This is a genomic window from Aeromonas sp. 3P (genome assembly GCF_051919745.1).
GTDB lineage: Bacteria > Pseudomonadota > Gammaproteobacteria > Enterobacterales > Aeromonadaceae > Aeromonas > Aeromonas veronii.
In genome coordinates this window covers 4,059,912-4,086,803 of sequence record NZ_JBQBED010000001.1, presented here as the reverse complement: position 1 = coordinate 4,086,803, position 26,892 = coordinate 4,059,912, and the positions used below count along the sequence as shown (strand labels likewise).

The window sequence follows — 26,892 nt, the reverse complement described above, 5'->3', positions numbered from 1 at the left end:
TCATTCAAGAAAACCCGGCCTCGCGCCGGGTTTTCGCTTTCTGCTATCCCCCTCACACTTTTTCGGCATTGTCAGATCTGACAGTTGCAATTGCATCCCATCTTGCTCATCGTGGCATCATCGACATCAGAGTGTTCACATCATGTTTGAAGTCTGGGACGAGCATGGTCACGCCACCGGTCTGACATTGCAGGCGCTCAAAGTCAGAATCAGCAACGACTATCAGGGTGATCTGATGGTGCGCTACAGCAACAAGCTGGGACTCCCCACGACCCTCTTTCTGACCATTCATCAGGGCGTTGCCTATCAACGCTTCAAAGCGGGCTCGCCAAAACTGGATTGGGAGTGGCTGGCCAGCGCAGGCAATGGCCACAGCCCCCGCAATTTTATGAGTGAACAGTTCCCCTTACTCCAGCTCTCCCTCGATAACTGAGTGCCCTTTCTCGCTCAATAACGTCAATTCATCGATGATTTGCTGTAATTGGGCACGAAAGCGTGTCAGCTCATCTGTACAAGCTGGCGATCCAAATTGACGGATTTTTTCTTCCAATCGCCATGCCTGTTCCGCCAATTCCGGCGCCATCATCATGCTGATGGTCCCCGCCTGACGATGCACCCAATTGGCCAATGCATTGTCATCAGGTGGCGCCTGTGTCATCGACTGTTCAAGCTCCTGGCGAAAAAGCGGAAACATCTGCCGCAACTTCTCACCATGACCAAAAAATGCCTCCATGGCTGCAATATCAATCAAGGTAGGCGCGGGTAAGATCTGCCACTTCTGCAACATCTGGCGCAGAGTATCCAGCAGCACCGGTTTGCCCAACAGATCGTCCATGCCCGCGGCAAAACAGTTTTCAGCCTGTTCTGGTAACACATTGGCCGTCATGGCGATGATCAGCTGCCGCTCGCCTTTCTCTGCAGCCCGTATCCTGCGGGTGAACTCATAACCATCCATCACCGGCATCTGACAGTCACAGAGCACCAGCTCATAGGGATGCTGCGCGACCATCTCGAGGGCTTGCTGGCCATGCTCTGCCACATCGCAGTTCATCCCAAGTTGCCTGAGCTGGCGTATTACCAGCGACTGGTTGAGGGGATTATCCTCCACCAGCAATACCCGACAGGGCTGCATGGGTGCGCTTTTTCGCATCGCTTTCGTTGCCGTCCCGTCGCTCAAACCAAGCTGGCGATAGCAAACTTCTCGCACCGCATGCCAGGTCATGGGATTGCTGTTGAGAATGTAACCCCCCTCATCACAACGATAGCCGAGGGGGGTTGCCAACGGCAGCACCCGGATGAGCCCATTGCCTGCCAGCTCATGGTCTGTGAAACGCAACTGAGCATCAACAGACTCCAACGTTCGTGTTACCCCCAAGGCATCAAGATGCAACAACAGGGTGTGGCACAGCTTATCGTTATGGAGATCGATGTGGGCTTGCACGCCATTGAGACGGAGATCCGGCTCTCGCTGTGCCAGCACTGGCAACGTAACCGTCAGGCTGATGAAAGTGCCTAGCCCAGGTGCACTCTCCAGCCGGATCTCGCCACCCATCAAGGTGGCCAGGGTCTGGCAGATACTCAGCCCCAAGCCGGTACCACCATAACTGCGGGTGGTGGAGCTCTCTGCCTGTTCAAAGGCATTGAAGATCCGGCCAAGCGCCTCTGGACTCATACCGATGCCACTGTCGCGCACGCCGAAGCGCAATTGCTGTTGCCCCTCCTCCTGTACCAGTAGTTGCACCGAGATTTCGAGAAAGCCCCGCTCGGTAAATTTGATGGCATTGCTGACAAAGTTGAAAAGGATCTGGCGCAAACGCAGCGCATCACCACTTACACGAGCCGCCACACCGGCATCCGCCCAGAGATAGACGCGCAACCCCTTGCGATGCACCTCACTCACCGTCATGGTCAACACGCTGTCGATCAATTCACGGATGAGAAAAGGGGCCTCTTCGAGCTGCATCTTGCCCGCCTCCAGCTTGGCGAAGTCGAGCACGTTGTCGATCAGCGCATGCAACCCCTGGGCACCGCGGTTGATAACCTCCACCATCTGGCGCTGATCCTGGGTCAACTCGGTAAAGGTGAGCTGTTCCGCCATGCCGACAATGCCATTCATGGGCGTGCGAATCTCGTGGCTCATGGTGGCCAGAAACTCCCCTTTCTGGGTGGCGGCAGACTCCGCCTTGGCCTTGGCTCTGGCAAGTGCAGCCTCAACCTGATGACGACGAACTATCTCCTGACGCAGCCGCCAGTAAGCCACCGACAGCACCAGAATAAAGAGCGTAATCGCCACCCCGGCGGGCAGCAGGGTACGCACCAGTTTCGCTCTGGGGATCCCTTCGCTGTAATTGAGCGCCAACCAGCTGTTGCGTATCTGGCGCTTCTCCTTGTCGCTCATGCTGGCAAGCACCCGGTTGACCAGGGGCAGCAAGGGGCTGTAAGGCTCACGTACCGCCACAGCCAGCTCATCCTTGAAGGGGGTTGGCGCGGCGATATGGAGTCGGTCATCAAACTGCTCGGTGACAAGACGGGAGACCACCACCAGATTGCCGATATAGGCATCCCCCAGCCCCGCGGCAACACGGGCGAGCCCGTCGCTGGCATCACGGGTCGTGGTCAGTTTAAGGTCGGGCACCAGTGCCCTGAGCTGCGGGATCAACATGCCATCGGTCAGCAGCAACTGTTTGCCGGCCAGATCGGAGAGATCCCCGATAGGGAGGCTACCGCGTGCCGTCACCAGTACCAACGGGAATGATGCGAAGGGCTCGCTGGCATGCCACCCCACCAACCGCTCGATGATCCGTGTGGGCAGTACTGCCAGATCCACATCGTGATGCAGCAGCAGTTGTTGCAATTCGGGCCAGCTCTGTACAAGCTCGCTGCTGTATGCCAATCCCAGCTTCTCTTGCAACACCTTCAGATAATCCGCTATCAAGCCGACCGAATTACCATCCTCATCGTGATAAGAGAAGGGCACCCAGCCGGGGATCAACCCCAGCTTGAGTGGCGGCAACGTCGAGAGCCAGCCTCGCTCATCAGGACGCAGTAAAAAATTGCTGTGCCCCATGAAATTAGGCTCCAGACTCTCCCCCAGCCAGCGTTTCTCCAGTTCACTGCGCGCCTCGACCGTCAGCGCCTGAATGGCGGTATCCAGCCTGATGGCCAGGCTGCGCTTCTGGCTGCTCACACCCAGATGAAGGGTTTCCATCAACAAGGGGGACTGGGCGACCACTGCCAACGCCGGGTGGCGCTCGATAAACAGATTGGCCACATGGAGATTGCCGATATAGGCATCTGCCCGACCTTGTTCAACCGCCTGCAATGCACGGCGTGTATCAACAAAGAGCCGGGGCGTAACATTGGGATAGTGCAGCTTGACCAGCTTCTCGGTCAGAAAACCTTTTTCGATGGCAATGCTTGCGGACTGTAACCGGCTCACATCCCGAAACAGGGCGCTGTCCTGGCGCACCACCACCACAGTCGGCGAGGTGTAGTAAGGCAGGCTATAGGTGATGCACTGGCGTACCTCAGAGTTAAAAGCATCGAGCAAAATATCAAGTTTGCCACGGCATGCATCGGCATACATGGCTTCCCAGTCTGGGTAGATCTGCCAGGCAATCCGGTAGTCCAGCTTTTGGGCTAATTGTTCCATCAATTCAACGCTGAATCCGGCAGCAACCTTGTCATCCCACTGCTGAAAAGGACCCCAACCTCCGGCCAATATTCCGACTTCAATCGTTGGGACAGAGGGACCAGATTTCGCCAATACGGCAGGCGTCAAGAAAAAAACAGAGATAATAATTATAAATCGTTTGATTAATGACATAAGCGAACAATATATAGGCATAACAATTCAAATATATTTATCAAAAGATATATGCACCTGAAAAAATGGGGTGCGCACGGTAGTATAGAAATGTTAGTTTTGATAGCCTGAATATTATTCACCGTTTTATAAGAGGCTCATCCATGTCCTTCAAGATTATTCTTGCCGATGACCACCCCTTGATTCTGACCGGGATCCGCAGCCTGATTGACCAGATAACCCCCCATTGTGAAGTGATCGCCGAGGCATATCAGGTATCTGACTTGCTGAATTTATTACAGCAACATGATTGTGATCTGTTGATCACTGATTTCAGCATGCCCGGAGATACCCGTAGTGATGGCATGGTCATGATCCAGCAGTTGCGCCGGGATTATCCCAATCTGCCCATTATTGTGCTGACCCAAATCCAGAATAGTGCCATCTTGCAATCCCTTATTCAGGTTGGAGTAAAGGGTCTGATACTAAAGAAATCGGTTATTAATGAATTGGCTGATGCCATTCGCCAGATATTGCTCGGCCATCGCTATATTGGCCCGGCAGTACAAATGCTGCTGGCCAGTGCCGGTATTTCCGGGCAAAGCAACAACAACCTGCTTACGCCCAAGGAGAGTGAAGTAGTGCGTCTGCTGGCCAGCGGCATGTCGGTCACCCAAGTTGCCAACTACCTTCATCGCAGTGTCAAAACCATCAGCACTCAGAAAAAGAGTGCCATGACTCGGCTGGGCATTAGCAGCGATAGCGCACTCTTTGACTATGCCAAAAGCAACGGACTCTGCTAATCGATAGCCGCATCAAATATCAAGGTGACATCGCCTTTAAAGGAGGAACCAGGATATTTCATCATTTCGGCGACCGTCCCACCCACTATCTGAAATCGAATTGCTCTGGCTGCATTGATAACAGGAATCCCCTGTACAGGAAGTACAAATTTGGATTTATTTGTAGTCAATAAAGTCGTTTCATTGAATCTGTTCACATAGTATGTTTTTAATGGTACTGTTCGGCCCTTGCTATCTTTTAATGCGCACTCACCACTAGTAGACCATTGATATTGGCAACGTAGTGCGACTGTAAATGGGGCACTAAACCATATCCGAAAAGGAAGGTCTTGCTGCAAGAAATTTGGCTCTCGCTTTCCACTATGAATCCAATTACTCCACCCACCTGGCAGGGCGGGATCGCACTTTGTTAACAAACTTTGAACTGGCAGATCGTCTGTGATCTAATCGCTCCCCTAGTCCAGAGGAGCTCAAGCCATGACACTCATTGAACATCTCACTCTCGTTGAAGAAACCCGTTCAGATATCAACCGCAAGCATGATTTGGTGGACGTGATGTTCCTCGTCATCAGCGCCATCATGGCCGGAGCTGAGGGCTGGCGTGATATCCAGACCTTCGGCGAGTCGAAAGTCGATTGGTTGCGCTTATATCGCCCCTTTACTCATGGCATTCCGCGTCGTCATACCATCGCTCGCATCCTACGGACCATCGTCGTCGAGTCCTTGCTCGAAGCCTTACTCGGTTGGGTCAATGAGCGCCGCACCCACAGCGGCAAGCCCCTCATCGCATTCGATGGCAAAGTGTTGCGCGGGGCCTATCGCAATGATGCCAAGCAGGCGCTGCAACTCGTCACCGCTTATGACACCGAAAATGGGCTGGTGCTTAGCCAAAAAGTCACCCCCTCCAAGCGTGGCGAACTCGGCACCGTCAAGGCGATGCTGGATGTCCTCAACTTGAAAGGGGCGGTAGTCACCCTGGATGCACTGCATTGCCAGCGCGAGACACTGGAGAAAATCAGTGAGAAAAATGCCCATGTGGTGGTGCAGGTGAAACACAATCAGCCCTTGCTGCGTCAGGCGGTGCAGTCCCAATTTCAGGCGCTGTTCGATGCGGGAAAAGAGAAGGTCGTGGTCGAGCACAAAGAGTGCGGCCATGGCCGGGAAGAAGCGCGCTATGTGTTTCAGTTGAAGGCCAAGTTACCGCCTGAGCTGGCCGCAAAATGGCCGACGATTCGCAGCATTATCGCCGTTGAACGGCACCGGACTATCAACGGGAAAGGCACGGTGGATACGTCCTACTATGTCAGTTCACTGTCTCACAAACATAAGCTGCTGGGTCACTATATCCGGCAGCATTGGCGGATAGAAAACAGTCAGCACTACATTCTGGACGTGGTGTTTGGTGAGGATGCGTCCCGGATAGCCATGGAGGATGCCGTGGAGAATATGGCCCTGTTTCGACGATTCGTGATGAACATTCTCACTCAGAGTCAATGTGGCGCGCCAAGCCAGCGAAACAAGTTGAAAAGAGCGGGCTGGGACGATGATTATCGGGCACAGTTATTCTTTGGTTGAAAATCAAGCAAAGTGCGCTCCCGCCCTGACCCACCTGGTGGCAATAAGGTTACTTGGCTATGGCCATCGCTATCTCCTTTGGGAAAATCAACTTTCAATTGATGACGGACTGTCAGTGTAAATTTAAGTTCATGCTCTGTTCCCCCAGAATAGGTTGCATCACCTAGGTCAATATCCTTATTACGACCCACCATTATTTTTAAACTACCGGTATACTTTCCATTTGACATAGTCAATGGATTAGGTGCTTTTATACGAAAGCCATAATTCAGCCAATCGACAGAGTATGATGTTCCATCACCAAGTTGGCTATTGTGATAGCACTCAGACGCACCATTTTGAGCTAGATCATTAATAGAGTATAAAAAAAGTTGCCCAGTTACTACAGACCCTGACCACCCCCAAGTACTAAAGCTTTGATAGCAATCACCACCAATAGTATGCATGGGCCATCTATTATTATTGACAATTGGATACTCCATTTTTATTACCTTGGCACCTATATTGGTTGGAATAAATGCCAATTCATGGCGTTCTCCATTGTTGCTGTTCGTCAACGTCACTTTTTTAGGACCAGAAAGTCGATAGTAACTTAGGTAGTTCTGTTTACCCTTCGCCGAATTTATTGTTTTTGCTATCGACACTGGGAGTTTTACTATAACCGATGACTCTAGCGGATTCTGTGGGTCACAATAAGAAATCGGTTGACCGACATCGCACGGAGTGGTGTTGATAAAACGCCCACCACTCACTTCATAGCTCTCAGGTTTATAGTCTGCAGTAATATCAATCACATCAGCCAAAGAAGAGTGACTAAACATCAGTAGAACTAATATTTTAATAGTTTTCATTTTTTACAGTCACACCAGGTGAACATATTAACTCTCCCAACATAATAATCTCCGATGCCTCCGTACGACTCTGCACTCCTGATGAGTTGTTGCAATGGAGGGTACCATTGTGTTCCACGCTAAATTGCGGCTGTCGTCGGCTCGCTTCCAGCGCAAAGAAGCCATCATTTTCGGTAAATGCCCGCCCTATAGGGTTACTGACCATGGCACCACGCAGCGGCTGGCTTTGCTCGTCCAGCAGGCGACCAATCACAGTAACGGTGCTCACAGCATTCACCTGGCCATAACCCACCCCGCCGCGATTAAGGTGGTAGGGGAGCACGGTGGGCTTGATGGTGAGTGGCATCCCCTCGTGGTCGGCCATCTCCAGTTGCAAGGCGCCACTTTGCAAGGCTGGCACTGAGACCAGATGACGACCGGGCCCAAGGGTCTGTACGCTGCCCAGATCGTCGCTGACCCGGATCCGCGCTGCCTCATCATCGGCCGCAATATCGAGGATCATCGCCGCCTCATTGCCCATACCGCCCATATCGCGGGAACCGAGCGCCAGATCCCCTTCATGCCCCAGCGCCAGCACACTCTCCAGGTTGACGCCGCCGGTCACCTCTGCGTTATAGGAGGAGTGCTGGGCAAACAGGTCGCCACCCAACCAGGACGACGCGAAACGACCATAGCCGGATAGACCGGTACCATAGCTGTCATGGGTGCTGCCCACGCTGACCTGACGCAGCGGCCCCCAATCCACCTCCTGCTGGTAGTTGAGATAGGCGCTGCGCTGGGCACCGCCCGAGCGGGAAGTATTGCTGCCCAGCCCCAGCGACAACTGGCGATCATCTCCCCCCAAGTTGATAGTGAGACTCAGCGTGCTACCGCGATCCCGCTGCTGCGCCGTGCTCTCGCTGCCGGGACGATCGAACAGGGTCACCCCCCAGGTCACCCAGCGCCCCCACAACCGATCGCTATAGTGCCACCCCACATCAGCACCATTGCCACGACCAGACTGGTGAGAAACATAGAGACTGAGGGAGCCCCACTTTTCCAGCGACTGCTGCAGTGACAGACTGGACACCGCAGTTGCTTCAACCTGCTTGCGCAGATTGCGCGAATGGCTGGCCACCAGACTGCTGTTGCCATGCCAGTAGATCCCCTGCAGATCGTAGCCCCACCCCATGCCAACACTCTGGTTGAGAGAGGCAAAGCCGTGAAGCTGACTGGTCGCCTCCCAGTCGAGCGAGAGTGAGTGCTGGGCACGCTTGTCCACATACTGGCTACCCGCCCCCACAACCAGCGAAGGGAGCAGCAGATGGTTAACGGCAATACCACCACTGGCGCCTTCCAGATCGCTATCTCCCTGCCGCACCAGCCAGCGGGTCTGACGCCCGGCAAAGAGGTTGAAGCGCCACGGCTCCTCCGGCGTCTGCCAGTTGGAGGGTTTGTAGATCATCTCGTGCCAACGTCGGGTCTCCTGACCATCCTCCAGCAGCCGCAGCTCTACCTCGTAGATACCACCGGGCAGCGAGCGGGTATCGAGCGCCTGCAAACCCGATACGACCGGCTGGGACTGGATCAGGTTGCCGTCACGATAGATCTCCACCATGCCCGGTCGTGCCGGTGCCACCCGGATCGGCGCCAGACTGGGTACACCGCGCTCCCGGCGCAGCAGATCCGAACTGCCCCACATCATCCCGAGCACGGTGGGGGTCGCGCCACTGTAGTAGTTCGGCTGACGTACCAACCCCTGCGCTGAGGGAAAGAAGAAACCAAGGCGATAAAAATTGGCCTCATGGAGTCGCTCGCCATAAAGCTGAGCCAGGCCCACTTCACTCGATTGCCCCTCCTGCCAAGTGGCATCCCCCTCCATAAAGGGGGTCCACTGCCCCCAACTGCCCTCCAGCTGCAGGTTGTAGTGTCCATTGCGCTGGGTGCCCTGCACCAGGTTCAGCTGGTTCTGGACCAGCAACCCCTTGCTCTCTTGAGGCAATGCCATAAAGCGCTGACCCCGCGCCTCCTGTTCTACCTCATCGGTCAGCACCGAGAGCTGGGACTCCTCCAGGCTGTATTGCAACCCCACTATGCCTTCAGGACAGGTCCGGCCGCACTCGCCGAGCGGCAGGTGCGATCCCAACCTGGTCAGCCAGCGTTCACGCGCCCCCTCGTCAAACTCGCTCTCCTGCACATCCACCAGTGAAAGCAGCTGTACCGAGTTATCCCGCCCGAGCAGCACTTCCCCATCCCCCAGCAGGCGACCGTCGACGGTCACCCGCACCATCAGGGGAACACCAAAAAAGTGCGCTTCAAACCCTTCTGGCAACTGCCGCGCCTGTTGCAGCAACAGTGCCGGGTCTGCCGCCGCCAGTGAGGCAAAGAGCAACGACCCGAGCAAGAGAAGAAGAGAACGAACCATGAAGTGCAACCTGAATGCCTGGAATATCAATTAAAGGGGGCCTGATGACCCCCACATACTCATGTCAGCTGCCTTGAGCAGACGGTGCCTCCGATTCAAACATCATGCTGACAATCCCCTGATAGTTGCCGGGTTTGTAGCCACCGGTTGGCGCCGCGGCCGGAATAATCTCCAGCCCTACCTGTTTGCCAGTATTGGCATCCGCTTGGTTCAGCAAGTCGGCGGATGTAGTGGTCAGCGCAACGCCTGCCACCTTGACCGTCAAGCCGATACTCTCCTTGCCGCTGGCCATGGTGGCGGGATAAACCAGATAACCCTTGATGGGACCAATGGTGCTCTTCATCTCCAGCTGCTTGGCCAAGGGATCCAGCTTTTGGCTAAAGGGGTTGAAGGTCAGTTTCTGTGGGGTACTCATCCAGTCACCCACGGGTTGCACATAAAAGTGTTCGGTCGGGATCTGCGCCGTTACCGTCACCGTATGCTCGATGCGCTCGGCCGCCATCAGCGATCCGCTCGCCAGCAACAGGGCGGGAAAAAGCGATAACATCTTCATAGCCACTCCTTCAGGTGTGATTGTCGTTCTTGTGATATATCGGGATCAGAGCTTGAACTCCCTGAATACCGATTTTTTCCCTTCGATCAGTTCAAAACGAACCGTCCGGGTTGCCTCTTGACTGACCCGCTTTTTAACGCCGGGCAGCAGATGCAGCTTCTCCGGTTGACTGCATGAGCTCTCTTTTTGGTCACACAGTTCCAGATAATCGAGAATAACGGTGGCATTGCCCCGGTTCTCCACATAGAGAACACCGTTTTTACGGTCAATACGGGTGTCATAACGAGTCTCTTTGGGGGCCACAAAGAGAATGGTGCCAAAACCGGTCATGATGCTGACCCCGGCGCTAATTTGTTGCTGTGGTGGCAATTCGGTTATTTCATCACCCTGTGGTTTGACCGGCACAAAACGCACCCGAAAATAACGTTCTCGCTCCCGCACTCCCATATAGATAAAACGGGTAGCCTGCATACCACCTGCCGGAATAATCAACCGTGATGGACTTGTCACCAGCTGACGAACGCCCTCCTCCGGTAACTCCCGCTCCTTCGGCACGCCATCGGCACCATATATAATTTCGGCCAGCGTTATTTTTACAAATGCCGTCTCATCACCAATATTTCTAACCCGCTTGAGCAGCGTAGTTTTTTCTGCCGACATATAGTCATATAAGGTGCCAACGCTAATATCCGGCGATGCCAAGGCATTGCTGCTGAATATAAGCAGCAATACGGTAAAAATCTTATTCATGAATAATTATCACACTGTAAAAACGATAGAGAGTGGTGCCTTCATTCATTGAAGGCTCCGAAAAATATACGAGTTCCATATATGCAGATCGCCAGATGATCATATTTGGCTCAGCGATTCGTCATTGAGGCCAGTCTAGATAATCCATGCACCGAACTTAATCGGAATAATCTGATACTGCCAAAGTATTTTTCCTGCAAACAATCAGACAATTCCTACAGCCAGCTTTCAACATCCTCCCCTATTATCCGAAATCATCTCAGTCAGCAGGGAAGTGACATGTTTGCGTTTAAAGAAGAGTTTCCGGTCGGTGACGTGGCATCCCTGACGACAGCGGACATTGCCGTGCCATTTTATCAGCCAATCGTTACCCGGGATCGCCAGATCATCGGCTTTGAGGCGCTGGCCAGACGCTGGGAACCCCGCCAGCAGCGCTATCAGGGAATAGACTTTCCCTCTCTCAGCGATGAAGAGTCCCTGCATGTGGATATCGTTATGCTCAGAGCCATTTGGCGTGATCTGCCCGTGCTGGCACGCCATGCTCCTTGCTCCCTCTCGATAAACCTCAACCCCGCTTTTGAGAGCCCTACATATAAGAACCTGCTGTTACTCACTCTCTTGCAGGCCCGCAAGTTGGATATCGCAATCTGGTTCGAGGTGGTGGAGTACGCCCCGCTAGAGCGCAAGGAGCTGGCCCTGATCGAGGTACTGCGCAGCCACGGTGCCCATATCGCCTGCGATGACTTTGGCACCCAGGAGTGCAATTTTCAGCGAGTGATGACGCTCCCCTACGAGATCATCAAGCTGGATCGCTCCCTGCTGCTGCAAGCGACCAAGAGTAGCCATGCCTTGCGCATGCTGACCGGACTGGTGGAGTACCTGCAGCGACTCGGCATGAAGGTGGTGTGCGAAGGGGTGGAAAACCAGACCCATATCGAGATTGCCGATCAGCTCGGCTGTGACTATCAACAGGGTTACCTCTACGCCATGCCCTCCCCCCTCTCCCGTTGGGCCTGAGCGGAGTTTTCATTTCGGCATCCTGTCGGCTCGCGCAGCCAACAATGTCCTGCCAAATTGCATGATGACGTGGGGGCGAGTACAATCTCGCACCCCGAATATCCGGCGCATCTTCTTTAGATAACCCCGGATATGCCGTCATCGGGTCGCGCTGCATTGAGCATCCTCTCGGAGGGCATCTTGCACCGCAACTCAACCACTACGATGCCATCAGGTGGCATCGTCCTGATTTGCAATCAGATATAAAGAGTCCGCCATGTTTAAACCAGAATTGCTCTCCCCCGCAGGTTCCCTCAAGAACATGCGTTACGCCTACGCCTATGGCGCCGATGCCGTCTATGCCGGTCAGCCTCGCTACAGCCTGCGGGTGCGCAACAACGAATTCGATCACGAAAACCTGCAACTGGGCATCAACGAAGCCCATGCGCTGGGCAAGCAGTTCTATGTGGTGGCCAACATCCAGCCCCACAACTCCAAGCTCAAGACCTTTATCCGCGATATGCGCCCAGTGGTGGAGATGAAGCCGGATGCGCTGATCATGTCCGACCCCGGCCTTATCATGATGATGCGTGAAGCCTTCCCGGATATGCCCATTCACCTCTCGGTGCAGGCCAACGCGGTCAACTGGGCCACGGTGAAGTTCTGGCATCAGATGGGCCTGACCCGCGCCATCCTCTCCCGCGAATTGTCCCTCGACGAGATCGAGGAGATCCGCATGCAGGTGCCGGAGATGGAGCTGGAAGTGTTCGTTCACGGCGCGCTGTGCATGGCCTACTCCGGCCGCTGCCTGCTCTCCGGCTACATCAACAAGCGTGACCCCAACCAGGGCACCTGCACCAACTCTTGCCGCTGGGAGTACAAGGTGCACGAAGGTAAAGAAGATGACGTGGGCCAGATCGTCCACCGTCAGGAGCCCATCGCAGTGCGTCCGGACAACACCCTGGGCCTTGGCAAGCCGACTGATGCCCTTGTGCTGCTGGAGGAGTCCAACCGCCCGGGCGAGTACATGAGCGCGTTCGAGGACGAACACGGCACCTACATCATGAACTCCAAGGACTTGCGCGCCGTCGAGCACGTCGAGCGACTGACCAAGATGGGCGTTCACTCCCTGAAAATCGAAGGGCGCACCAAGTCTTTCTATTACTGCGCCCGTACCGCTCAGGTTTACCGCAAGGCCATCGACGATGCAGTGGCAGGTCGTCCGTTCGACCGCAGCCTGATGGGCACCCTCGAAAATCTGGCCCACCGCGGCTACACCGAGGGCTTCCTGCGCCGTCACAACCACAGCGAATACCAGAACTACGACTACGGCTACTCTGTCTCCGACACCCAGCAGTTTGTCGGCGAGATCACCGGTCGCAAAGGTGACATGGTCGAGGTCGAGGTAAAGAACAAGTTCCTGGTGGGCAACAACCTGGAGCTGATGACCCCGCAGGGCAACGTCCGTTTCAATTTGGAGCAGATGGAGAACCGCAAGGGCGAGCTTATCGATACCGCGCCGGGCAACGGTCACGTGGTCTATGTGCCAGTCCCGAAAGATCTGGATGTGAACTACGGCATTTTGCTGCGCAATCTGGGCGACAGCCAGGATACCCGCAACCCGCACACGGCGGCCTGAGATGGCGCTGCTCATCACCGACAAGTGCATCAACTGTGACATGTGCGATCCCGAGTGCCCCAACCAGGCTATCAGCCTGGGTGAGGAGATCTACGAGATCGACCCCAGTCGCTGCACCGAGTGCGTCGGTCACTATGAGAAGCCGACCTGCATCAGTGTCTGCCCTATCGACTGCATCATCTGGGATCCAGCTCATGTGGAAACCGAAGATCAGCTGATGGAGAAGTTTGTGCGGATGCACAGGCAATAAAACGAAAAAAGGCCGAGCAATCGGCCTTTTTTGATCCTGCGTGCAGCGGCTGGCCATCACTTGCCGACCAGCCGGATCAGTTTGTCCAGCTCCCGCTGGGCCTCCAGCATCCGGGTCTGGGACTCCTCCAGCCTGGCCTGCCGCTTGGCAATCTTCTCCGGTTTGCCACTGACTCTCGCCTCCTGCAGCTCGAGCAGACGCTCATCCACCTCGCCACGCAGTTTGTTAACCCGCTCTTTCTGCTCCTTAAGCAGACCTTCATCGGTACAGTTGGCCTTGATATTGCGCGCGGCCTGTTCCAGCCCGGCAATCTGCCCGGCATTGTTGTGTGCTTTGGCAAACACCAGCTGGTCGTTGACGGCCTGCAGACGGGCCTTACAACCGACCGCCTCACTGCCAAAGGCCTGACCCGCCAACAGCAGCAAGCCGGCTCCCAATACTTTCCACATCTCGATTCATCCGGTCTTGTTTGCGAGCTGACCATAAAAACCTCGATCGGCAGCAGGGTCAAGCAAGCGGGAAAAAGGTGCGACAGAAGTTGTGCAACATCACGCAATTGCCACCCTGTTGGTTCTACAATGGCGCTCTTTCCATTCGGGAGTCTGTTATGAATCAACAAATTGTGGTCATTGCCAACGGTGCCCCCTATGGCAGCGAATCCCTGTTCAACGCCCTGCGTCTCGCTATCGCCCTCAACGAACAGGGTGGTGCCAGCCTGAAGCTGTTCCTGATGTCCGATGCGGTGAGCGCGGCGCTGGCCGGTCAGGCACCGGCCGAGGGATACAACCTGCGCCAGATGCTGGAGATCCTGCTGGCCCAGGGCGTCACCATTCGCCTGTGCAAGACCTGCACCGATGCCCGTGGCATCACCGCCCTGCCGCTGATCGAGGGCATTGAGGTCGGCACCCTGCCGATGCTGGCCCAATGGACCCTGGCTGCCGACAAGGTGCTGACCTTCTGATCTCCCCCTCCGGATCTCTTGCCCCTTTAGCCTTCACCTGACCCTCCATAGCCCCCGCCACGCGGGGGCATTGCGCGCGCCCCAGCCTCACTGACTACACTATCAATTGCCACACCTGCTTGTTTGTCCCACCTCACGGACAGCGTAACGCCCAGTAATAAACCGAGGACGACGATGAATCCGACCGAACAGACCCTGCTTGAGCAGATGAGGATCACCGACTTTGAAATTGCCCATCGCAAGGAGTTATTGCTGCTCAATGAACAGGATGTGGCGCGGCTGGCAAGTTATTGCAGCAAGATAGAACCACGGATCGACGCCCTGGTGGATCGCTTCTACCAGCAGCAGACGGCCATCACCGAAATCGCCCTGTTGATCGGGGATGCCGATACCCTCATACGGTTGCGCACCGCGCAACGGCGCTATGTGCTCGATCTCTTCAGCGGCCATTACGATCTGGAGTACGTCAACAACCGGCTGCGGATCGGGTTGGTTCACAAGCGGATCGGGGTCGAACCCAAGCTCTATCTGGCCGCCATCAACACCCTCAAAGCCCTGCTGATCGAGGATATGTTCGAGCAGATCCGCGATGAACCGGAGCGCCTCGTCATGCTGGCCGCCCTGGACAAACTCTTTCTGTTCGACATCACTCTGGTCTTCGAAACCTACATTCGCAGTCTGGTGTCGGAAATAGAGTCATCCAGAGAGAAGTCGGAGAACTATGCCAAGAGTCTGGAGCAGAAAGTTCGCGAGCGTACCAAGCAACTGGAGGAGCTGAACCGCACCGATGCCCTGACCGGATTGCTCAACGTTCGCCACCTCAACGAACTGTTGCTGCTGAGCCTGCGCACCTGTCAGCGCCGCGCCGAACCCATGGCCATCGCCTATCTCGATATCGACAACTTCAAGCAAATCAACGATACCGAAGGTCACCAGCGCGGAGACGAGATCCTGCGCATCGTCGGCCACTGCATCCGTCAGGTCTTTCGCGCCGAAGACAGCTGCTTTCGTTATGGCGGAGATGAGTTCTGCCTGATCCTGCCCAACTGCAACGAGAGTCAGGCGCGGGATATCTATCTCAAACGATTGGTCAACACCGTCAAGGAGCAGCTGGGCGATCTCACCCTCAGTATCGGCATAGTGCAGACCGGGCCGGAGCACTACGACGACGGGCTAAACCTGATCCGGCTCGCCGACGAGAGGATGTACGCAGCCAAGAAGGCGCTCAAAGAGAAGACGCCGGGTAGCACGCACTGAACATTCAGCATCACAGATCCCCGCATTAACCGGGTCAGCTCCGCTCAACCACAGACGTGGCCGCAGTGGGACGCTGTACTCTGGCACCCCACTCATAGAGCGCAAAAATCGCCACACAAAGCAGCGCCATCAGCACATAGAGCAACTGCCCGCTCCACTGCTCGAGGATCCAGCCTCCCAGCAGGGCGCCGGCGGCTCCTCCCAACCCGGCCAGTGCGCTGGCACCAAAGTAGCTCCCCTTGAGATGAGCGGGAGCCATCTGGTCGATCAGCACGTTGAGCAGGGGGAAGAGGATGGTCTCGCCGATGCTGAGCAGCAGCACGGCGCCAAACCAGTGGCTGCGCACCATCGGATCCCCCAGCGCGAAGAGCAATTGGGCAGCCAGAAAGAGCGCCATGCCGATATGAAGACGCACCCGCACCGGCCAGCGTGACAACAACCGCAGCAGCGGAAACTGCAGCAGCACCACGGTCAGGGCGTTGGTCGCCACCAGCAGAGCAACCAGCTCGGCCACCTGCGGCATACCGGCTCGGGTCAGGTATTGCACCAGCGGCGAGTGAAACTGGGAGTAAACCAGCACCATCAGGAGATTGGCCATCACCAGCAGCAGGAAGGCGCGATCCGCCAGCAACACCTTGATGGCATCCCGTAAGCCGGGCCCGGCAGTCCCCGGCTTGCCTGTGTTGCCAGCCCGGCGAAATCCCCAGCCAAAGGCCAGCGCCAGCAGCAAATAGCTCACCACCAGAAACAGGAAGGTCTCCTGCTGGGCGTTGATCCCGAGGGTCACCCCCAGCAGCGGCCCCAACGCCGCCCCCAGGTTGAGCAGAAAATAGCGCAGGTGCAGTGCCAGCTCCCGCGCCTTGGCCGAGGCCAGACTGTCGGCCATCAACGCCTTGCCGGGGGCATCGATGAGCCCCGACGAGAGGCCGCTGCCCATCACCCCGACCCCAAGCCAGAACACCGCATGGGAGAAGCCGAGCAGGCCGAAACAGCTCATCGCCACCAGACAACCGGCCAGCAGTATGCTGCGCCGCCCGAAGCGATCAGAGAGCCAGCCGCCGTAAAAACTGACCAGGGTAGAGAGGGCCATCGAGCCACCCAGCAACAGGCCGATGAAGGTGGCCGAAAGGTCATACTCCCGATAGAGCAGAATGGAGAGGAAGGGCCACACCATGTAGTAGCTGGTACGCACCATGAAGGTACCCAGAATGACGATCCAGACCAGCGGGGTAAATTGCCTGAAGGTGCTCCATGACATCGCTATGCTCCATGCCCCGCAGCTCTTACCACAAGATCCTGTCATAAACGGGGAAAGCATTCAGTTGTAACAGAGGGCCTCAATAGAAACAACCCTCGCTCACCGACAAGGTGCAACCGGATGCAAAAAGGCCAGCCGATGGGCATCGGCTGGCCTTTTTATCGCGGGATTTCCCTCGGGCTAGCGCCAGGGGCTCTGCTGCCACAGACGCCCCAGTCCGGCTTCCAGCGCCTGAGCTCCCTGCTGTCCCAGCTTCTGGGTCAGGCTTTTTGGCTTGCGATAGCTGATGCCGATCACCTTGTGGTGGCTGGCCTGCGCCAGCAGATAGTCATCGCTGGTGCAGAGGGTATCTACCAACCCCAACCCCTTGGCCTGACTCGCCAGCCAGTGCTCGCCGGTCGTGACCTGATCGATATCGAGTTGCGGGCGGTGTTCGGCCACAAAGGCCTTGAAGCGCTCGTGGATCGCCGCCAGCTCCTCGCGAAACTTCTCGCGCCCCAGATCGTCGTTCTCGCCGAACATGGTGATGGTGCGCTTGTACTGACCGGCAGTGTGCATCTCGAATTCGATATCGTGCTTTTTCAACAACTTGTTGAAGTTCGGCATCTGGGCGATCACCCCGATGGAGCCGACGATGGCAAAGGGGGCAGCCAGGATCTTGTCTGCCACGCAGGCCATCATGTAGCCACCGCTCGCCGCCACCTTGTCGATAGCCACGGTGAGCTTGATGTCACGATCGCGCAGCCGCTGCAGCTGGGAGGCGGCCAAGCCGTAGCCATGCACCACGCCGCCACCGGATTCGAGCCGCAGCAGCACCTCGTCGCCGGGCTGGGCGACGCCAATCACTGCGCTCACCTCCTCGCGCAGGGAGGCCACCTCTTTGGCATCCATGCTGCCGTTAAAATCGAGCACAAACAGGCGACTGCGCTCATCCCCCGCCTTGGCGCGCTTTTTCTGCTCCTCTTTCTGCTGCTTTTCCATCACCTTGCGCTCGGCCTTGCTGGCAAGCGCGCTCTTGAGCGCAAACTGCCCCTGCTCCAGCTCGCTCGAGAGATCGGTCACCACCAGCTCCCCCTTGCGGGCTTTCGGCTGGCGAGTGCTAACGATCATCAGGATGATGGCGCCGATGGCCAGCAGGAAGGTCACTGTCTTGGCCAAAAACAGGCCATATTCGGTCAGAAATGTCACGATGGACTCCAGAATGGATCGGTTTTCGTCACATTCTAGGGAGTTTGATGGAGGCGCGCAAAAAATCGCAGCCAGTGCCCGGAAAAACCAACCCGAGCATCACAACCTCTCTATTTTCTTCACATTTTTCTTGCCGCTGGCTGGTCAAACAGGCGCGCGGATCAGTACACTTGGCGCCGATTGCCATGCACTTATGGCCGGAATTTGTTAACAGGAGTTGTCATGCTCGATTATCAGGCACCCCGCGATCTGCTCAAGGATAAAGTCATTCTGGTCACCGGTGCCGGCGACGGGATCGGCCGTGAAGCCGCCCTCACCTACGCCGCCCACGGTGCCACCGTGATCCTGCTCGGCCGCACCAGCGCCAAACTCGAAGCCGTGTATGACCAGATTGAAGCGGCCGGTTATCCGCTGCCCGCCATCGTGCCGGTGGATCTGAAAGGGGCCACCGCCGCCCACTACCGCGGCATGGCCGAAACCTTCGCCCAGCAGTTTGGCCGCCTCGACGGCGTGCTGTTCAACGCCGGTCTGCTCGGTACCCTATCTCCGTTTGAACATATTCAGGAGAAGGAGTGGGACGAGGTGATGCAGGTCAACGTCAAATCGGAATTCCTGCTGACCCAGGCGCTGCTGCCGCTGCTGCGCCAGACTGCCAAGACGCAGGGCGATGCATCCATCGTCTACACCTCCTCCAGCGTGGGGCGCAAGGGGCGCGCCTACTGGGGCACCTATGCCATCTCCAAATTTGCCATCGAGGGGATGATGGAAGTGCTGGCCGACGAGCTTGAGAACACCGGTGTGCGGGTCAATACCCTCAATCCGGGCGGTACCCGTACCAAGATGCGCGCCAGCGCCTTCCCGGCGGAAGATCCCATGAACCTCAAGACCCCGGCCGACCTGATGCCGCTCTACCTCTACCTGATGGGGTCGGACAGCCGCGGCAAAACCGGCCAGACCTTTGTGGCTCAGCCAAAATAAACAAGTTGCGTGGCCCAGCCCAAATAAATCAATAAAATACCCAGAGTGTTGTGCGGCAGGGGTTAAATTGAATAGGGGGCACAGGCTCCCTGTTCGAACCACTGACCATCCTATCTCCAATCAGGTTGAACTATGTTTCGTCCCAAGAGCACGTTTGAGCAATGGCGGATCTTTCAGGCGGTGGTCGACTGCGGCGGCTACGCCCAGGCGGCCGAGGCGCTGAACAAGAGCCAGTCTTCCCTCAATCATGCGGTTGCAAAGTTGCAGCAGAGTCTGGGAGTGCCCTTGCTGGAGGTGCGCGGCCGCAAAGCGGTGCTGACGCCGGCGGGCGAGATCTTCCTCAAGCGGGCCCGTCAGCTGAGCCAGCAGGTGGAGGAGCTTGAGAATCTGGCCAACAACCTGGAGCGGCAGTGGGAGCCGCAGATCAACCTCTATGTCTCGGCGCTGCAACCAAGGGATCGCCTCTATCGTGCGCTGGCCAGCTTCTATCCCCGCAGCCGGGGTTGCCGAGTCAACCTGCACGAACGCATTCACTGCCACTTCAACGCCCTGCAACCGGGGGATCTGATGCTCTCAGAGCACCTGCCCGGCGATCGCACCGGTCTGCTACTGGACGAGGTGTGCCTGCTGCCCCTCTGCGCCGCCAGCCATCCGCTGGCGCAAGAGGAGAGGCCCATCCGCAGCGACGTATTGACCAGCCACAACCAGATCAGCCTTCATCCCCCCATTCACCGCTCGGTGGACTGGAACGATGCAGATGACACCGGCTGGAAGGCGACCCACTACCACGAAGTGCTCGCCATGCTGCGCCTCGGCCTCGGCTATGCCTGGCTGCCGCGCCATCTGGTAGAGCGGGAGCTGGCGGAAGGTTCACTCATACAGCTGAATCTGGAGAGCGGCAACGAGCGCCACCTCTACACCTATCTGCTGACCCTATCCCCCGAATCTCTCGGTCCTGCGACCGAGCTGCTGCTGCGCTGCCTGCGCAACGAATATCAGGGCGAATCAGCGCCGCTTCCGCACGCCTAGCCCCAACACGACAAATTAACAGCCAGCCCCCCTGTCAGACGTTGGGCACCCGCCAGCTGGCGGCCAGTGCCACCAGCGCCAATCCCAGCGCCACCATAAAGACCCCGTGGAAACTCCACACCTCCGCCACCACACCGGCGATGGCCCCAGCCATGATGGAGCCGGTGCGGATGCTGTTGGCAAACAGGGTAGTCGCCACCCCGGCTCGCCCCGGCATCAGATCCTGAAAGTAGGACATGCCGATCCCCGCCACGATACCGATGAAGATGGCGTTGAACAGCTGCAAGGCGATCAGGGCGTATTGGTCGGTGAGGGTCACCAGACCTGTGTAAAAGGCCGCGCCAGCCAGCACCGCCAGCAACATCATGGGGCGCTTGCCAAAACGGGCAGTGTAATAACCCGCCAGCAGCATGAAGGGGATCTCCAGCGCCGCTGCCGTGCCCATCAGGATACCGGCAAGCTTCTCATCCATCCCGAGCTCCCGGGTGATGTAGAGCGGCATATTGATGAGGTACATGCTGTTGCAGGTCCACATCAGGGTTGAGGCGATAAAGAGTGCCCGCACCGCCGGATCCCGCCAGCTGCTGACCCGCTCGCTCTCTTCAGCCATCTTGGGCAAAGGGAGAGAGGGGAGCCAGCGCCACACCACCAGGGCACAGAGCAGATAGGCCAGTGCCGAAGCCAGGTACATCAGCTCGAAACCGTAGCCGATGGCCAGCGCGAAGGCGATGGGTGGGCCTATGACCCAGGCCAGCGAAAACTGGGCCCGCATCACCGAGCTGAACATGTCAGCCCGCCGGTTGCGGCTGTCGGAGTACTCCCGCGCCAGCGCAAACAGCTGGGGACTGGCCGTGGCCGCCAGCGCCGCCAGCATCACCCCCAGACTCGCCAGCAACCAGTAGTTGCGGTTCCAGGCAAACAGCAAGGAGAGCGCCACCCCGGCAAAACAGCAGCGCAGGATCAGTCGCTTGCGATCCCCCTTGTTATCGGAGCGGTGGCCCAGCCACTGACTGACCAGAATGCCCACCACAGCATTGATGGTATAGAAGAGCCCGACCAGAAAGGGGCGCACCTGCACCTCTTCGGCCAGAAACAGACTTAAGGTAGGCACCTGCAATGCCACCGCAACGCCGGTCATAAAGGTCACGGCAAGAAATGAAAGAGAGACGGGATCCGGGCGTTTGACCGCCGCTATCGACAAGCTCATAGGGTTACCACTGGTTGGAGGGACGATACGGGCTAACGGGCGGCAGCCGTATGAAAATTCGGCGCCTATCTTATGTCACTATCAAGAGCGGGCTCAAGGATGCATAAGCAGGTGTGCGCCTTGCGAGGGAGGCCGCGACCCCGTAGAGTGAAAGCCCATCCTGCCAGCACAAGGAGTTCGCATGTTTGATTTTGATCAGGAAGTAGACCGCAGTGGCACCATGAGCCTGAAATGGGACAAGTACAAGGGTCAGGATGTGCTGCCCATGTGGGTTGCCGATACCGACTTTGTCTCCCCCCGTCCGTGATTGAGGCGTTAACCAAACGGGTCGCCCACGGCATTTTCGGCTATTCACGCCCCTCGCCGCGCCTGATCGAACTCATTATCGAACGGATGGCGACCCGCTATGGCTGGGCAATCGAGCCCGAATGGCTGGTATTCCTGCCCGGCGTGGTGCCGGGGCTCAACCTCGCCTGCAAGGCGTGGAGCCAGCATGGCCGCGGTATCATCACTCCCAAGCCGGTCTACTACCCCTTCCTGCAGGCACCGGGCTTCAATGATCGTCCCTTGCTTACCGTGCCGATGATTGAAGAGGCGGGTCGCTGGGTGCTGGATCTGGCAGAGCTGGAGCGTCAGGCTCCCGCCGCAGATCTGCTGCTGCTCTGCAACCCCCACAACCCGGGCGGCACCATCTTCACCCGTGACGAGCTGCTGGCCATCGATGCCATCGCCGCGCGCCACAATCTGGTGATCTGCTCCGATGAAATCCACTGCGATCTGCTGCTGGATAAAAACGCCCGCCACATTCCCTACGGCGCCATCAGTGCGCAAGCGGCCGAGCGCTGCGCGGTGATGATGGCCCCGAGCAAGACCTTCAATATCGCCGGTCTCTGTTGCTCCTTCGCCATTATCCCCAACGCCCGTCTGCGCTTCAGGCTGCAACAGGCGATGCGCGGCATCAGCGCCGACGTCAACCTGCTGGGCTTTGTCGCCGCCGAAGCGGCCTATGAGGGTGGCGAACAGTGGCTGACCGAGCAACTCGACTATCTGGCGGCCAATCTGGCCCTGATCCAGCAGGCGGTTGCCCGCTGGCCCGGCGTCAAGCTGGCCAACCATCAGGCGACGTATCTGGCCTGGATCGATGTGAGCGCCCTTGGCCTTGCCGATCCCATCGCCTTCTTCGAGCAGGCCGGGGTTGGTCTCTCCCCCGGCGCTCAGTTTGGCGACGGTCAGTTCGTGCGGCTCAACTTCGGCTGCACCAGAGCACGGCTGACCGACGCGCTGGCGCGGATTGAGCGGGCAATCCTCAACCACAACAAGCCCTGATCAGCCAGCAACGGGATGGGCAAGCCCCATCCCTTTTTCCCTGTGTCATCAGCCAGCGGTCAACTCAGTCAACGGTCAATTATGTCTCTACGGATCTTGCATCACCTTCTGCTCCCACTCTGTGCACTCTCTGCGCTGCTCCCCTTTGGCAGCCAGGCGCTGACTATCGGAACGGGCCCGCTCAATGGGGTCTACTACCCGACCGGTGGCGCCATCTGCCGAGTGCTCAATGCCGGCCATGCCCTGCATGGGGACAGCTGCACCGTGCAGAGCACCCGTGGCTCGATGGCCAACCTCAAGGCACTCGACAAGGGGGACGTACAGCTGGCACTGGTGCAGTCCGATGTGTTGCACCACGTCCTGCACGGCACCGGCCCCTTCAGCGGGCAGGGGGCCAACAATGAGCTGCGCAGCCTGTTTCGCCTCTATCAGGAGTCGTTGGCCCTGCTGGCCGCCCCCAATAGCGGCATCACCACCCTGGCAGATATCGAAGGGAAGCGGGTCTATCCGGGCAACAAGGGCGCCGGTGAGCAGATCACCAGCCAGGCCCTGATGGCAGCCATGGGATGGCAACCCGGGCAGTTTGCTGCCTATCAGCTCAAATCGGACAGCGAACCGCTGGAAGGACTCTGCGATGGCTCGCTGGATGCCGCGTTTGTGGTTGCCGGTCACCCCAGTCTGGCGGTCGGCGATCTGATCAGCCGCTGCAAGGTGCGCCTCATCCCCATCGAAGGGGAGCAGATAGACACGCTGCTCAAACAACACCCCTACTACCAGCGCAGCCGCATCGCCGCCAACCTCTATCCGGGGCAGACCACCGCCATCAACAATATCGGGATGAGCGCCGAACTGGTGGCGCTGGCCAGCCTGCCGGACCCCATCGTCCGTACCGTGCGAGATACCCTGCTGGCCCGGGTCAAACAGTTCAGCCGGCTGCATCCGGCCCTGAGCAAGGTGACCCCCGAGCAGTTGCAGGCGCAAACCGAGCTGCCCCTCCATGCGGGGATGTCGGATCAACCGCCAGCCACCTTGCCACTGACCCCCGAGCAGTTAACCGCAGAACAGCTGATGCCGGAGCCGTTAACACCAGCGCCATCGGCCTCGGAGGCGGCGCCCACGACAGAGCCGGTGAGTGCCACCAGCGGGGCGACTACGCCCTCTGACGCGACCGCCACCAGCAGTGCCGCAGTGACGACAGAAGCCACAGAGGTTAATCCCTTACCCGAAGAGGCGCTTGAGGTCGCCCCCGAGCTCACTGCACCAACCACCGAGGGTGAGAGCGTGGCCCCTTCGGCCGCAGCGTCAACTGCGCCAGCACCATCAGCTGCCGTTTCGACTCAGTTGCCGCAAAGCGCCTCTGCGGCCACTGCGCCGCAAGAGCAGGCAATCCAGCCTGCTAATAGCGCGGTGAGTGGCGAAACCCCACCGCAGAATAAAACCGATACACTTCCCTCCCCATCCACCAGCGCAGCCACACCGCTGCAACCCTGAATGGTCAGCGCCCACAAATGCATCAGGGCAGCCTCGGCTGCCCTGATTGTTTACGCGCGTTCGATAGTGACAATTGATGGCGGCTTAGTCACCCCGATAGGCCTGCTCACCTTGCCGTCCGCTAAGGCTCCATCCCCCTAGTCAGATAGGGGTTGGGCTTCTGGATCTCCTCCTCCACCCAGTGCAGCAACTGCTTGATGGCCCGCGACAACACCTGATTCTGGCGCACCACGTAGCCCAGACTGGTACCGGGAAAGTCGCCGAGGCTGGTGACCGGCGCGGTGAGGTTGAGGCGCGGATGCAGGGAGAAATCCGGCACGATGGCGACACCAAAGCCCGCCTCGGCCCAATCGAGCTGGGCGTCCACGCTGCCCACCTCCATGATGCGGCAGGGGGGCAAGGCCAGCAACGGCAGGGACGGGTCGATCAGCGCCCGGGTGCGGGTGTCGTGACCGAGCAGGATCAGGGTCGGCTCGTCGAGGGGGTCGCTCTCCCCCGCCACCGCCCGTGCCTGCCAGCGGGCAAGGCCGTGACCCAGCGCGCACCAGGTCACCTGTTGCAGCTCGGTATAGAAGAGTGGCTCGCTGCGCTTTTGCGCCATCACGAAGCCCAGATCCGCCTTGCCCGCCTTGACCAGCTCGGCCGCCTGATCCGAAGTGGTGTTGAACAGGGTGAGGTCGATGCCGGGGAACTCCCGCTTGAAGCGCTGGAACGGCTGGATTAGCAGCAGGCGGGAGATGATGTCACTGGCGGCGATGGCCAGCGTCCCCTGACTCAGCTGGTTGAGGGCATTGAGATCGGACTGGCAGAGCTGCAACTCGGCGATGGTGCGCTCGGCGCTTTGCAGCAGCCGCTCCCCCGCCTGCGTCAGGCGAAACGGACTGCGCTCGATCAGTCGCACCCGGGTCGCCTGCTCCAGCCGTTTGATATGCAGGCTGACATTGGGCTGAGTCATGTGCAGTTCGGTGGCGGTCTGACCAAAATGTTGCAATCGGGCCAGGGTGACAAAGGTTTGCAGCCAGTGAATATCCAGCATAAGAGTCCCTCAACCCGCGATGCGCGGGGCTTGCCAGGCAAAATCGGACGGTTTGCCGCTTAATTGGCCATAATTATATGGTTCTCTTATCGGAATTATAAAGATAATTAATTTTTCTAATCCGCATCAGGCTCCTAGGATGGACGCCTAACGTCTTAGGAGAAAGAGTCATGTCGTCTATCGTAGTCGTGGGTGCTAACTGGGGTGATGAAGGCAAAGGCCGCATCGTGGATTATCTGGCAGGTCAAGCTGGCGCCAGCATTCGCTTCCAGGGCGGCAACAACGCTGGCCACACCGTGGTCAACGACCTTGGCACCTTCAAGCTGCACCAGGTTCCGAGTGGCGTATTCAACCCGGATTGCCTGGTTGTCCTCGGCCCGGGCATGGTGATCAGCCCCGAGAAACTGACCGTCGAGCTCGAGGAAGTCAAAGCCTCCGGCGTGACTCCGAAGCTGGCCATCTCTGACCGCGCGACCCTGTGCCTGCCGCTGCACGCGCTGGAAGATACCCTGGAAGAGCAGCGTCTGGGTGACGGCGCCTATGGCTCCACCCGTCAGGGCATCGCTCCTGCCTACGGCGATCGCGTCATGAAGAAAGCGATCCTGGTTGGCTGGCTGAAACAGCCGGACGTGCTGGTCGAGCGCATCCAGTTCATGCTGGACTGGAAACTGCCGCAGATGAAGGCTATCTACCCCTCCTTCGAATTCACCCAGACTGCCCAAGAGATGGCCGACTGGCTGCTGGAAGTCTCTGCACCCTGGATCGACGCAGTGTGCAACGTCAGCATGCCGCTCAAAGCGCTGCAGGCGGAAGGCAAGACCCTGCTGTTCGAAGCGCAGCTGGGCGCTGGCCGTGACCTGATCTACGGCGAATACCCCTGGGTGACCTCCTCCCACGTATCTGGCGCCTACGCCGGTATCGGTGGCGGTCTGCCGGGTCTGCGCCCGGAGCGCGTCATCGCTGTGGCCAAGGCATTCAGCTCCTCTGTCGGTACCGGCACCCTGCTGACCGCCATGGAGAACCAGGACGAGTTCCGCAAGATCACCAACGAGTTCGGCGCTACCACCGGCCGTCCCCGTGATGTCGGTTACTTCGATGCCGTCGCCACCAAGAACGGTGTCGAGCTGCAAGCCGCCACCGAAGTGGCACTGACCAAGCTGGACTGCCTGACCGGTCTGCCGGATCTGAAGATCTGCGTGGCTTACGAAGGTGCCCACACCGAGAACCCGATTTGGCCGCAAACCGCTGCCCTGAAGCCGGTTTACGAGCAGATGGAAAGCTGGAGCGAAGACATCACCGGCTGCCGCACCTTCGAAGAGCTGCCCAAAGCGGCCCAGCAGTACGTGCTGCGTATCGAAGAGCTGCTCGGCGTACCGGTTCCGATGGTTTCCGTCGGCCCGGGCCGTGACGAGATGATCCTGCGCTAAGCCGCACCTCTTATCGTCAAACAAAAAACCGGCATCCCTGATGCCGGTTTTTTTTATGGCTGCTATTTACCTTATCGCCATAAAAACCACCCAAAGGCTCAATTAACT

At 57.9% G+C, this 26,892-nt stretch carries 22 protein-coding genes and 1 pseudogene; 13 read left to right on the top strand and 10 right to left on the bottom strand.

Translation table 11 applies throughout. From position 1 onward, the window contains the following. Window positions 1-142: 142 nt before the first annotated feature. Window positions 143-433 (top strand): hypothetical protein, encoded by a 291-nt coding sequence (locus ACTG19_RS18985; RefSeq protein ID WP_005353834.1) that lies wholly within the window; start codon window positions 143-145, stop codon window positions 431-433. Here the strand turns inward: ACTG19_RS18985 and ACTG19_RS18980 are convergent. Then, window positions 407-3,847 (bottom strand): ATP-binding protein, encoded by a 3,441-nt coding sequence (locus tag ACTG19_RS18980; protein WP_439989411.1) that lies wholly within the window; start codon window positions 3,845-3,847, stop codon window positions 407-409. The two genes, ACTG19_RS18985 and ACTG19_RS18980, sit on opposite strands and share 27 nt — an antisense overlap. Window positions 3,848-3,969: 122 nt before the next feature. Between ACTG19_RS18980 and ACTG19_RS18975 the strand changes: the two genes are divergently transcribed. Further along, window positions 3,970-4,608: a response regulator gene (locus tag ACTG19_RS18975; protein WP_113739742.1), complete on the top strand. Its 639-nt coding sequence runs from the start codon at window positions 3,970-3,972 to the stop codon at window positions 4,606-4,608. A 477-nt stretch (window positions 4,609-5,085) separates the two neighbouring features. Further along, window positions 5,086-6,183, top strand: coding sequence for an ISAs1 family transposase (locus tag ACTG19_RS18970; RefSeq protein ID WP_439988606.1), 1,098 nt, complete (start codon window positions 5,086-5,088; stop codon window positions 6,181-6,183). Here the strand turns inward: ACTG19_RS18970 and ACTG19_RS18965 are convergent. The 4 genes from ACTG19_RS18965 to ACTG19_RS18950 all read right to left on the bottom strand — a co-directional run bounded on the left by ACTG19_RS18965 (window position 6,156) and on the right by ACTG19_RS18950 (window position 10,741). Beyond that, window positions 6,156-7,034, bottom strand: a complete 879-nt coding sequence (locus ACTG19_RS18965; protein WP_439989410.1) for a hypothetical protein — start codon at window positions 7,032-7,034, stop codon at window positions 6,156-6,158. The two genes, ACTG19_RS18970 and ACTG19_RS18965, sit on opposite strands and share 28 nt — an antisense overlap. Beyond that, entirely contained in the window at window positions 7,021-9,438 is a 2,418-nt protein-coding gene (locus ACTG19_RS18960) for a TcfC E-set like domain-containing protein (protein ID WP_439989409.1), read from the bottom strand. The genes ACTG19_RS18965 and ACTG19_RS18960 overlap by 14 nt, the downstream gene beginning before the upstream one ends. 64 nt (window positions 9,439-9,502) lie before the next feature. Beyond that, complete coding sequence (locus tag ACTG19_RS18955; RefSeq protein ID WP_236353884.1) at window positions 9,503-9,991, bottom strand: CS1 type fimbrial major subunit; 489 nt, start codon at window positions 9,989-9,991, stop codon at window positions 9,503-9,505. 45 nt (window positions 9,992-10,036) lie between these two features. After that, window positions 10,037-10,741, bottom strand: coding sequence for a hypothetical protein (locus ACTG19_RS18950; protein ID WP_236353882.1), 705 nt, complete (start codon window positions 10,739-10,741; stop codon window positions 10,037-10,039). 279 nt (window positions 10,742-11,020) lie between these two features. Between ACTG19_RS18950 and ACTG19_RS18945 the strand changes: the two genes are divergently transcribed. From ACTG19_RS18945 to ACTG19_RS18935, 3 genes are all read left to right on the top strand, one after another. After that, entirely contained in the window at window positions 11,021-11,758 is a 738-nt protein-coding gene (locus ACTG19_RS18945; protein WP_236353879.1) for an EAL domain-containing protein, read from the top strand. A gap of 256 nt (window positions 11,759-12,014) precedes the next feature. Next, window positions 12,015-13,376 (top strand): prephenate-dependent tRNA uridine(34) hydroxylase TrhP, encoded by a 1,362-nt coding sequence (trhP, locus tag ACTG19_RS18940; RefSeq protein WP_005334895.1) that lies wholly within the window; start codon window positions 12,015-12,017, stop codon window positions 13,374-13,376. Between the two features lies 1 nt (window position 13,377). Then, window positions 13,378-13,626: a YfhL family 4Fe-4S dicluster ferredoxin gene (locus ACTG19_RS18935; protein WP_005334896.1), complete on the top strand. Its 249-nt coding sequence runs from the start codon at window positions 13,378-13,380 to the stop codon at window positions 13,624-13,626. A 56-nt stretch (window positions 13,627-13,682) separates the two neighbouring features. Here the strand turns inward: ACTG19_RS18935 and ACTG19_RS18930 are convergent, their stop codons facing one another. Beyond that, window positions 13,683-14,075 carry a DUF1090 domain-containing protein gene (locus ACTG19_RS18930; protein WP_005334898.1) on the bottom strand — a complete coding sequence of 131 codons (393 nt, stop codon included), beginning with the start codon at window positions 14,073-14,075 and terminating at the stop codon, window positions 13,683-13,685. Between the two features lie 158 nt (window positions 14,076-14,233). Here ACTG19_RS18930 and ACTG19_RS18925 point away from each other — a divergent pair, with 158 nt between their 5' ends. Both ACTG19_RS18925 and ACTG19_RS18920 read left to right on the top strand, forming a co-directional pair. After that, window positions 14,234-14,587 (top strand): DsrE/DsrF/TusD sulfur relay family protein, encoded by a 354-nt coding sequence (locus ACTG19_RS18925; RefSeq protein WP_005334901.1) that lies wholly within the window; start codon window positions 14,234-14,236, stop codon window positions 14,585-14,587. A gap of 174 nt (window positions 14,588-14,761) precedes the next feature. Beyond that, window positions 14,762-15,844: a diguanylate cyclase domain-containing protein gene (locus ACTG19_RS18920; RefSeq protein ID WP_019445681.1), complete on the top strand. Its 1,083-nt coding sequence runs from the start codon at window positions 14,762-14,764 to the stop codon at window positions 15,842-15,844. Between the two features lie 34 nt (window positions 15,845-15,878). Here ACTG19_RS18920 and ACTG19_RS18915 read toward each other — a convergent pair whose 3' ends face one another. Together ACTG19_RS18915 and sohB are read right to left on the bottom strand one after the other, a co-directional pair. Continuing rightward, window positions 15,879-17,102, bottom strand: a complete 1,224-nt coding sequence (locus ACTG19_RS18915; protein WP_439989408.1) for an MFS transporter — start codon at window positions 17,100-17,102, stop codon at window positions 15,879-15,881. A 180-nt stretch (window positions 17,103-17,282) separates the two neighbouring features. Next, window positions 17,283-18,290 (bottom strand): protease SohB, encoded by a 1,008-nt coding sequence (gene sohB, locus ACTG19_RS18910; protein ID WP_005347779.1) that lies wholly within the window; start codon window positions 18,288-18,290, stop codon window positions 17,283-17,285. A 222-nt stretch (window positions 18,291-18,512) separates the two neighbouring features. Here sohB and ACTG19_RS18905 point away from each other — a divergent pair, with 222 nt between their 5' ends. Together ACTG19_RS18905 and ACTG19_RS18900 are read left to right on the top strand one after the other, a co-directional pair. Then, on the top strand, window positions 18,513-19,268 hold the full coding sequence (locus tag ACTG19_RS18905; RefSeq protein WP_040069067.1) for a YciK family oxidoreductase: 756 nt from the start codon (window positions 18,513-18,515) through the stop codon (window positions 19,266-19,268). Window positions 19,269-19,400: 132 nt separating this feature from the next. Then, entirely contained in the window at window positions 19,401-20,297 is an 897-nt protein-coding gene (locus ACTG19_RS18900; RefSeq protein WP_439989407.1) for a LysR family transcriptional regulator, read from the top strand. A 34-nt stretch (window positions 20,298-20,331) separates the two neighbouring features. On the opposite strand, the gene ACTG19_RS18895 is transcribed toward ACTG19_RS18900, so the two are convergent. Next, window positions 20,332-21,504 (bottom strand): MFS transporter, encoded by a 1,173-nt coding sequence (locus tag ACTG19_RS18895; RefSeq protein WP_005362183.1) that lies wholly within the window; start codon window positions 21,502-21,504, stop codon window positions 20,332-20,334. A gap of 181 nt (window positions 21,505-21,685) precedes the next feature. Here ACTG19_RS18895 and ACTG19_RS18890 point away from each other — a divergent pair. After that, a pseudogene (locus tag ACTG19_RS18890) lies at window positions 21,686-22,830 on the top strand (MalY/PatB family protein). 81 nt (window positions 22,831-22,911) lie between these two features. Next, complete coding sequence (locus ACTG19_RS18885) at window positions 22,912-24,321, top strand: TAXI family TRAP transporter solute-binding subunit (RefSeq protein ID WP_439989406.1); 1,410 nt, start codon at window positions 22,912-22,914, stop codon at window positions 24,319-24,321. A gap of 121 nt (window positions 24,322-24,442) precedes the next feature. Here ACTG19_RS18885 and ACTG19_RS18880 read toward each other — a convergent pair whose 3' ends face one another. After that, window positions 24,443-25,357 carry a LysR family transcriptional regulator gene (locus ACTG19_RS18880; RefSeq protein ID WP_019445686.1) on the bottom strand — a complete coding sequence of 305 codons (915 nt, stop codon included), beginning with the start codon at window positions 25,355-25,357 and terminating at the stop codon, window positions 24,443-24,445. A gap of 170 nt (window positions 25,358-25,527) precedes the next feature. Here ACTG19_RS18880 and ACTG19_RS18875 point away from each other — a divergent pair, with 170 nt between their 5' ends. Further along, on the top strand, window positions 25,528-26,784 hold the full coding sequence (locus tag ACTG19_RS18875; RefSeq protein ID WP_005362191.1) for an adenylosuccinate synthetase: 1,257 nt from the start codon (window positions 25,528-25,530) through the stop codon (window positions 26,782-26,784). The last annotated feature ends 108 nt before the right edge of the window (window positions 26,785-26,892 follow it).

Coding starts and splice junctions, on each gene's coding strand:
- ACTG19_RS18985 (WP_005353834.1), top strand. CDS start 143: ATGTTTGAAGTCTGGGACGAGCATGGTCACGCCACCGGTCTGACATTG.
- ACTG19_RS18980 (WP_439989411.1), bottom strand. CDS start 3,847: ATGCCTATATATTGTTCGCTTATGTCATTAATCAAACGATTTATAATT.
- ACTG19_RS18975 (WP_113739742.1), top strand. CDS start 3,970: ATGTCCTTCAAGATTATTCTTGCCGATGACCACCCCTTGATTCTGACC.
- ACTG19_RS18970 (WP_439988606.1), top strand. CDS start 5,086: ATGACACTCATTGAACATCTCACTCTCGTTGAAGAAACCCGTTCAGAT.
- ACTG19_RS18965 (WP_439989410.1), bottom strand. CDS start 7,034: ATGAAAACTATTAAAATATTAGTTCTACTGATGTTTAGTCACTCTTCT.
- ACTG19_RS18960 (WP_439989409.1), bottom strand. CDS start 9,438: ATGGTTCGTTCTCTTCTTCTCTTGCTCGGGTCGTTGCTCTTTGCCTCA.
- ACTG19_RS18955 (WP_236353884.1), bottom strand. CDS start 9,991: ATGAAGATGTTATCGCTTTTTCCCGCCCTGTTGCTGGCGAGCGGATCG.
- ACTG19_RS18950 (WP_236353882.1), bottom strand. CDS start 10,741: ATGAATAAGATTTTTACCGTATTGCTGCTTATATTCAGCAGCAATGCC.
- ACTG19_RS18945 (WP_236353879.1), top strand. CDS start 11,021: ATGTTTGCGTTTAAAGAAGAGTTTCCGGTCGGTGACGTGGCATCCCTG.
- trhP (WP_005334895.1), top strand. CDS start 12,015: ATGTTTAAACCAGAATTGCTCTCCCCCGCAGGTTCCCTCAAGAACATG.
- ACTG19_RS18935 (WP_005334896.1), top strand. CDS start 13,378: ATGGCGCTGCTCATCACCGACAAGTGCATCAACTGTGACATGTGCGAT.
- ACTG19_RS18930 (WP_005334898.1), bottom strand. CDS start 14,075: ATGTGGAAAGTATTGGGAGCCGGCTTGCTGCTGTTGGCGGGTCAGGCC.
- ACTG19_RS18925 (WP_005334901.1), top strand. CDS start 14,234: ATGAATCAACAAATTGTGGTCATTGCCAACGGTGCCCCCTATGGCAGC.
- ACTG19_RS18920 (WP_019445681.1), top strand. CDS start 14,762: ATGAATCCGACCGAACAGACCCTGCTTGAGCAGATGAGGATCACCGAC.
- ACTG19_RS18915 (WP_439989408.1), bottom strand. CDS start 17,102: ATGTCATGGAGCACCTTCAGGCAATTTACCCCGCTGGTCTGGATCGTC.
- ACTG19_RS18905 (WP_040069067.1), top strand. CDS start 18,513: ATGCTCGATTATCAGGCACCCCGCGATCTGCTCAAGGATAAAGTCATT.
- ACTG19_RS18900 (WP_439989407.1), top strand. CDS start 19,401: ATGTTTCGTCCCAAGAGCACGTTTGAGCAATGGCGGATCTTTCAGGCG.
- ACTG19_RS18895 (WP_005362183.1), bottom strand. CDS start 21,504: ATGAGCTTGTCGATAGCGGCGGTCAAACGCCCGGATCCCGTCTCTCTT.
- ACTG19_RS18885 (WP_439989406.1), top strand. CDS start 22,912: ATGTCTCTACGGATCTTGCATCACCTTCTGCTCCCACTCTGTGCACTC.
- ACTG19_RS18880 (WP_019445686.1), bottom strand. CDS start 25,357: ATGCTGGATATTCACTGGCTGCAAACCTTTGTCACCCTGGCCCGATTG.
- ACTG19_RS18875 (WP_005362191.1), top strand. CDS start 25,528: ATGTCGTCTATCGTAGTCGTGGGTGCTAACTGGGGTGATGAAGGCAAA.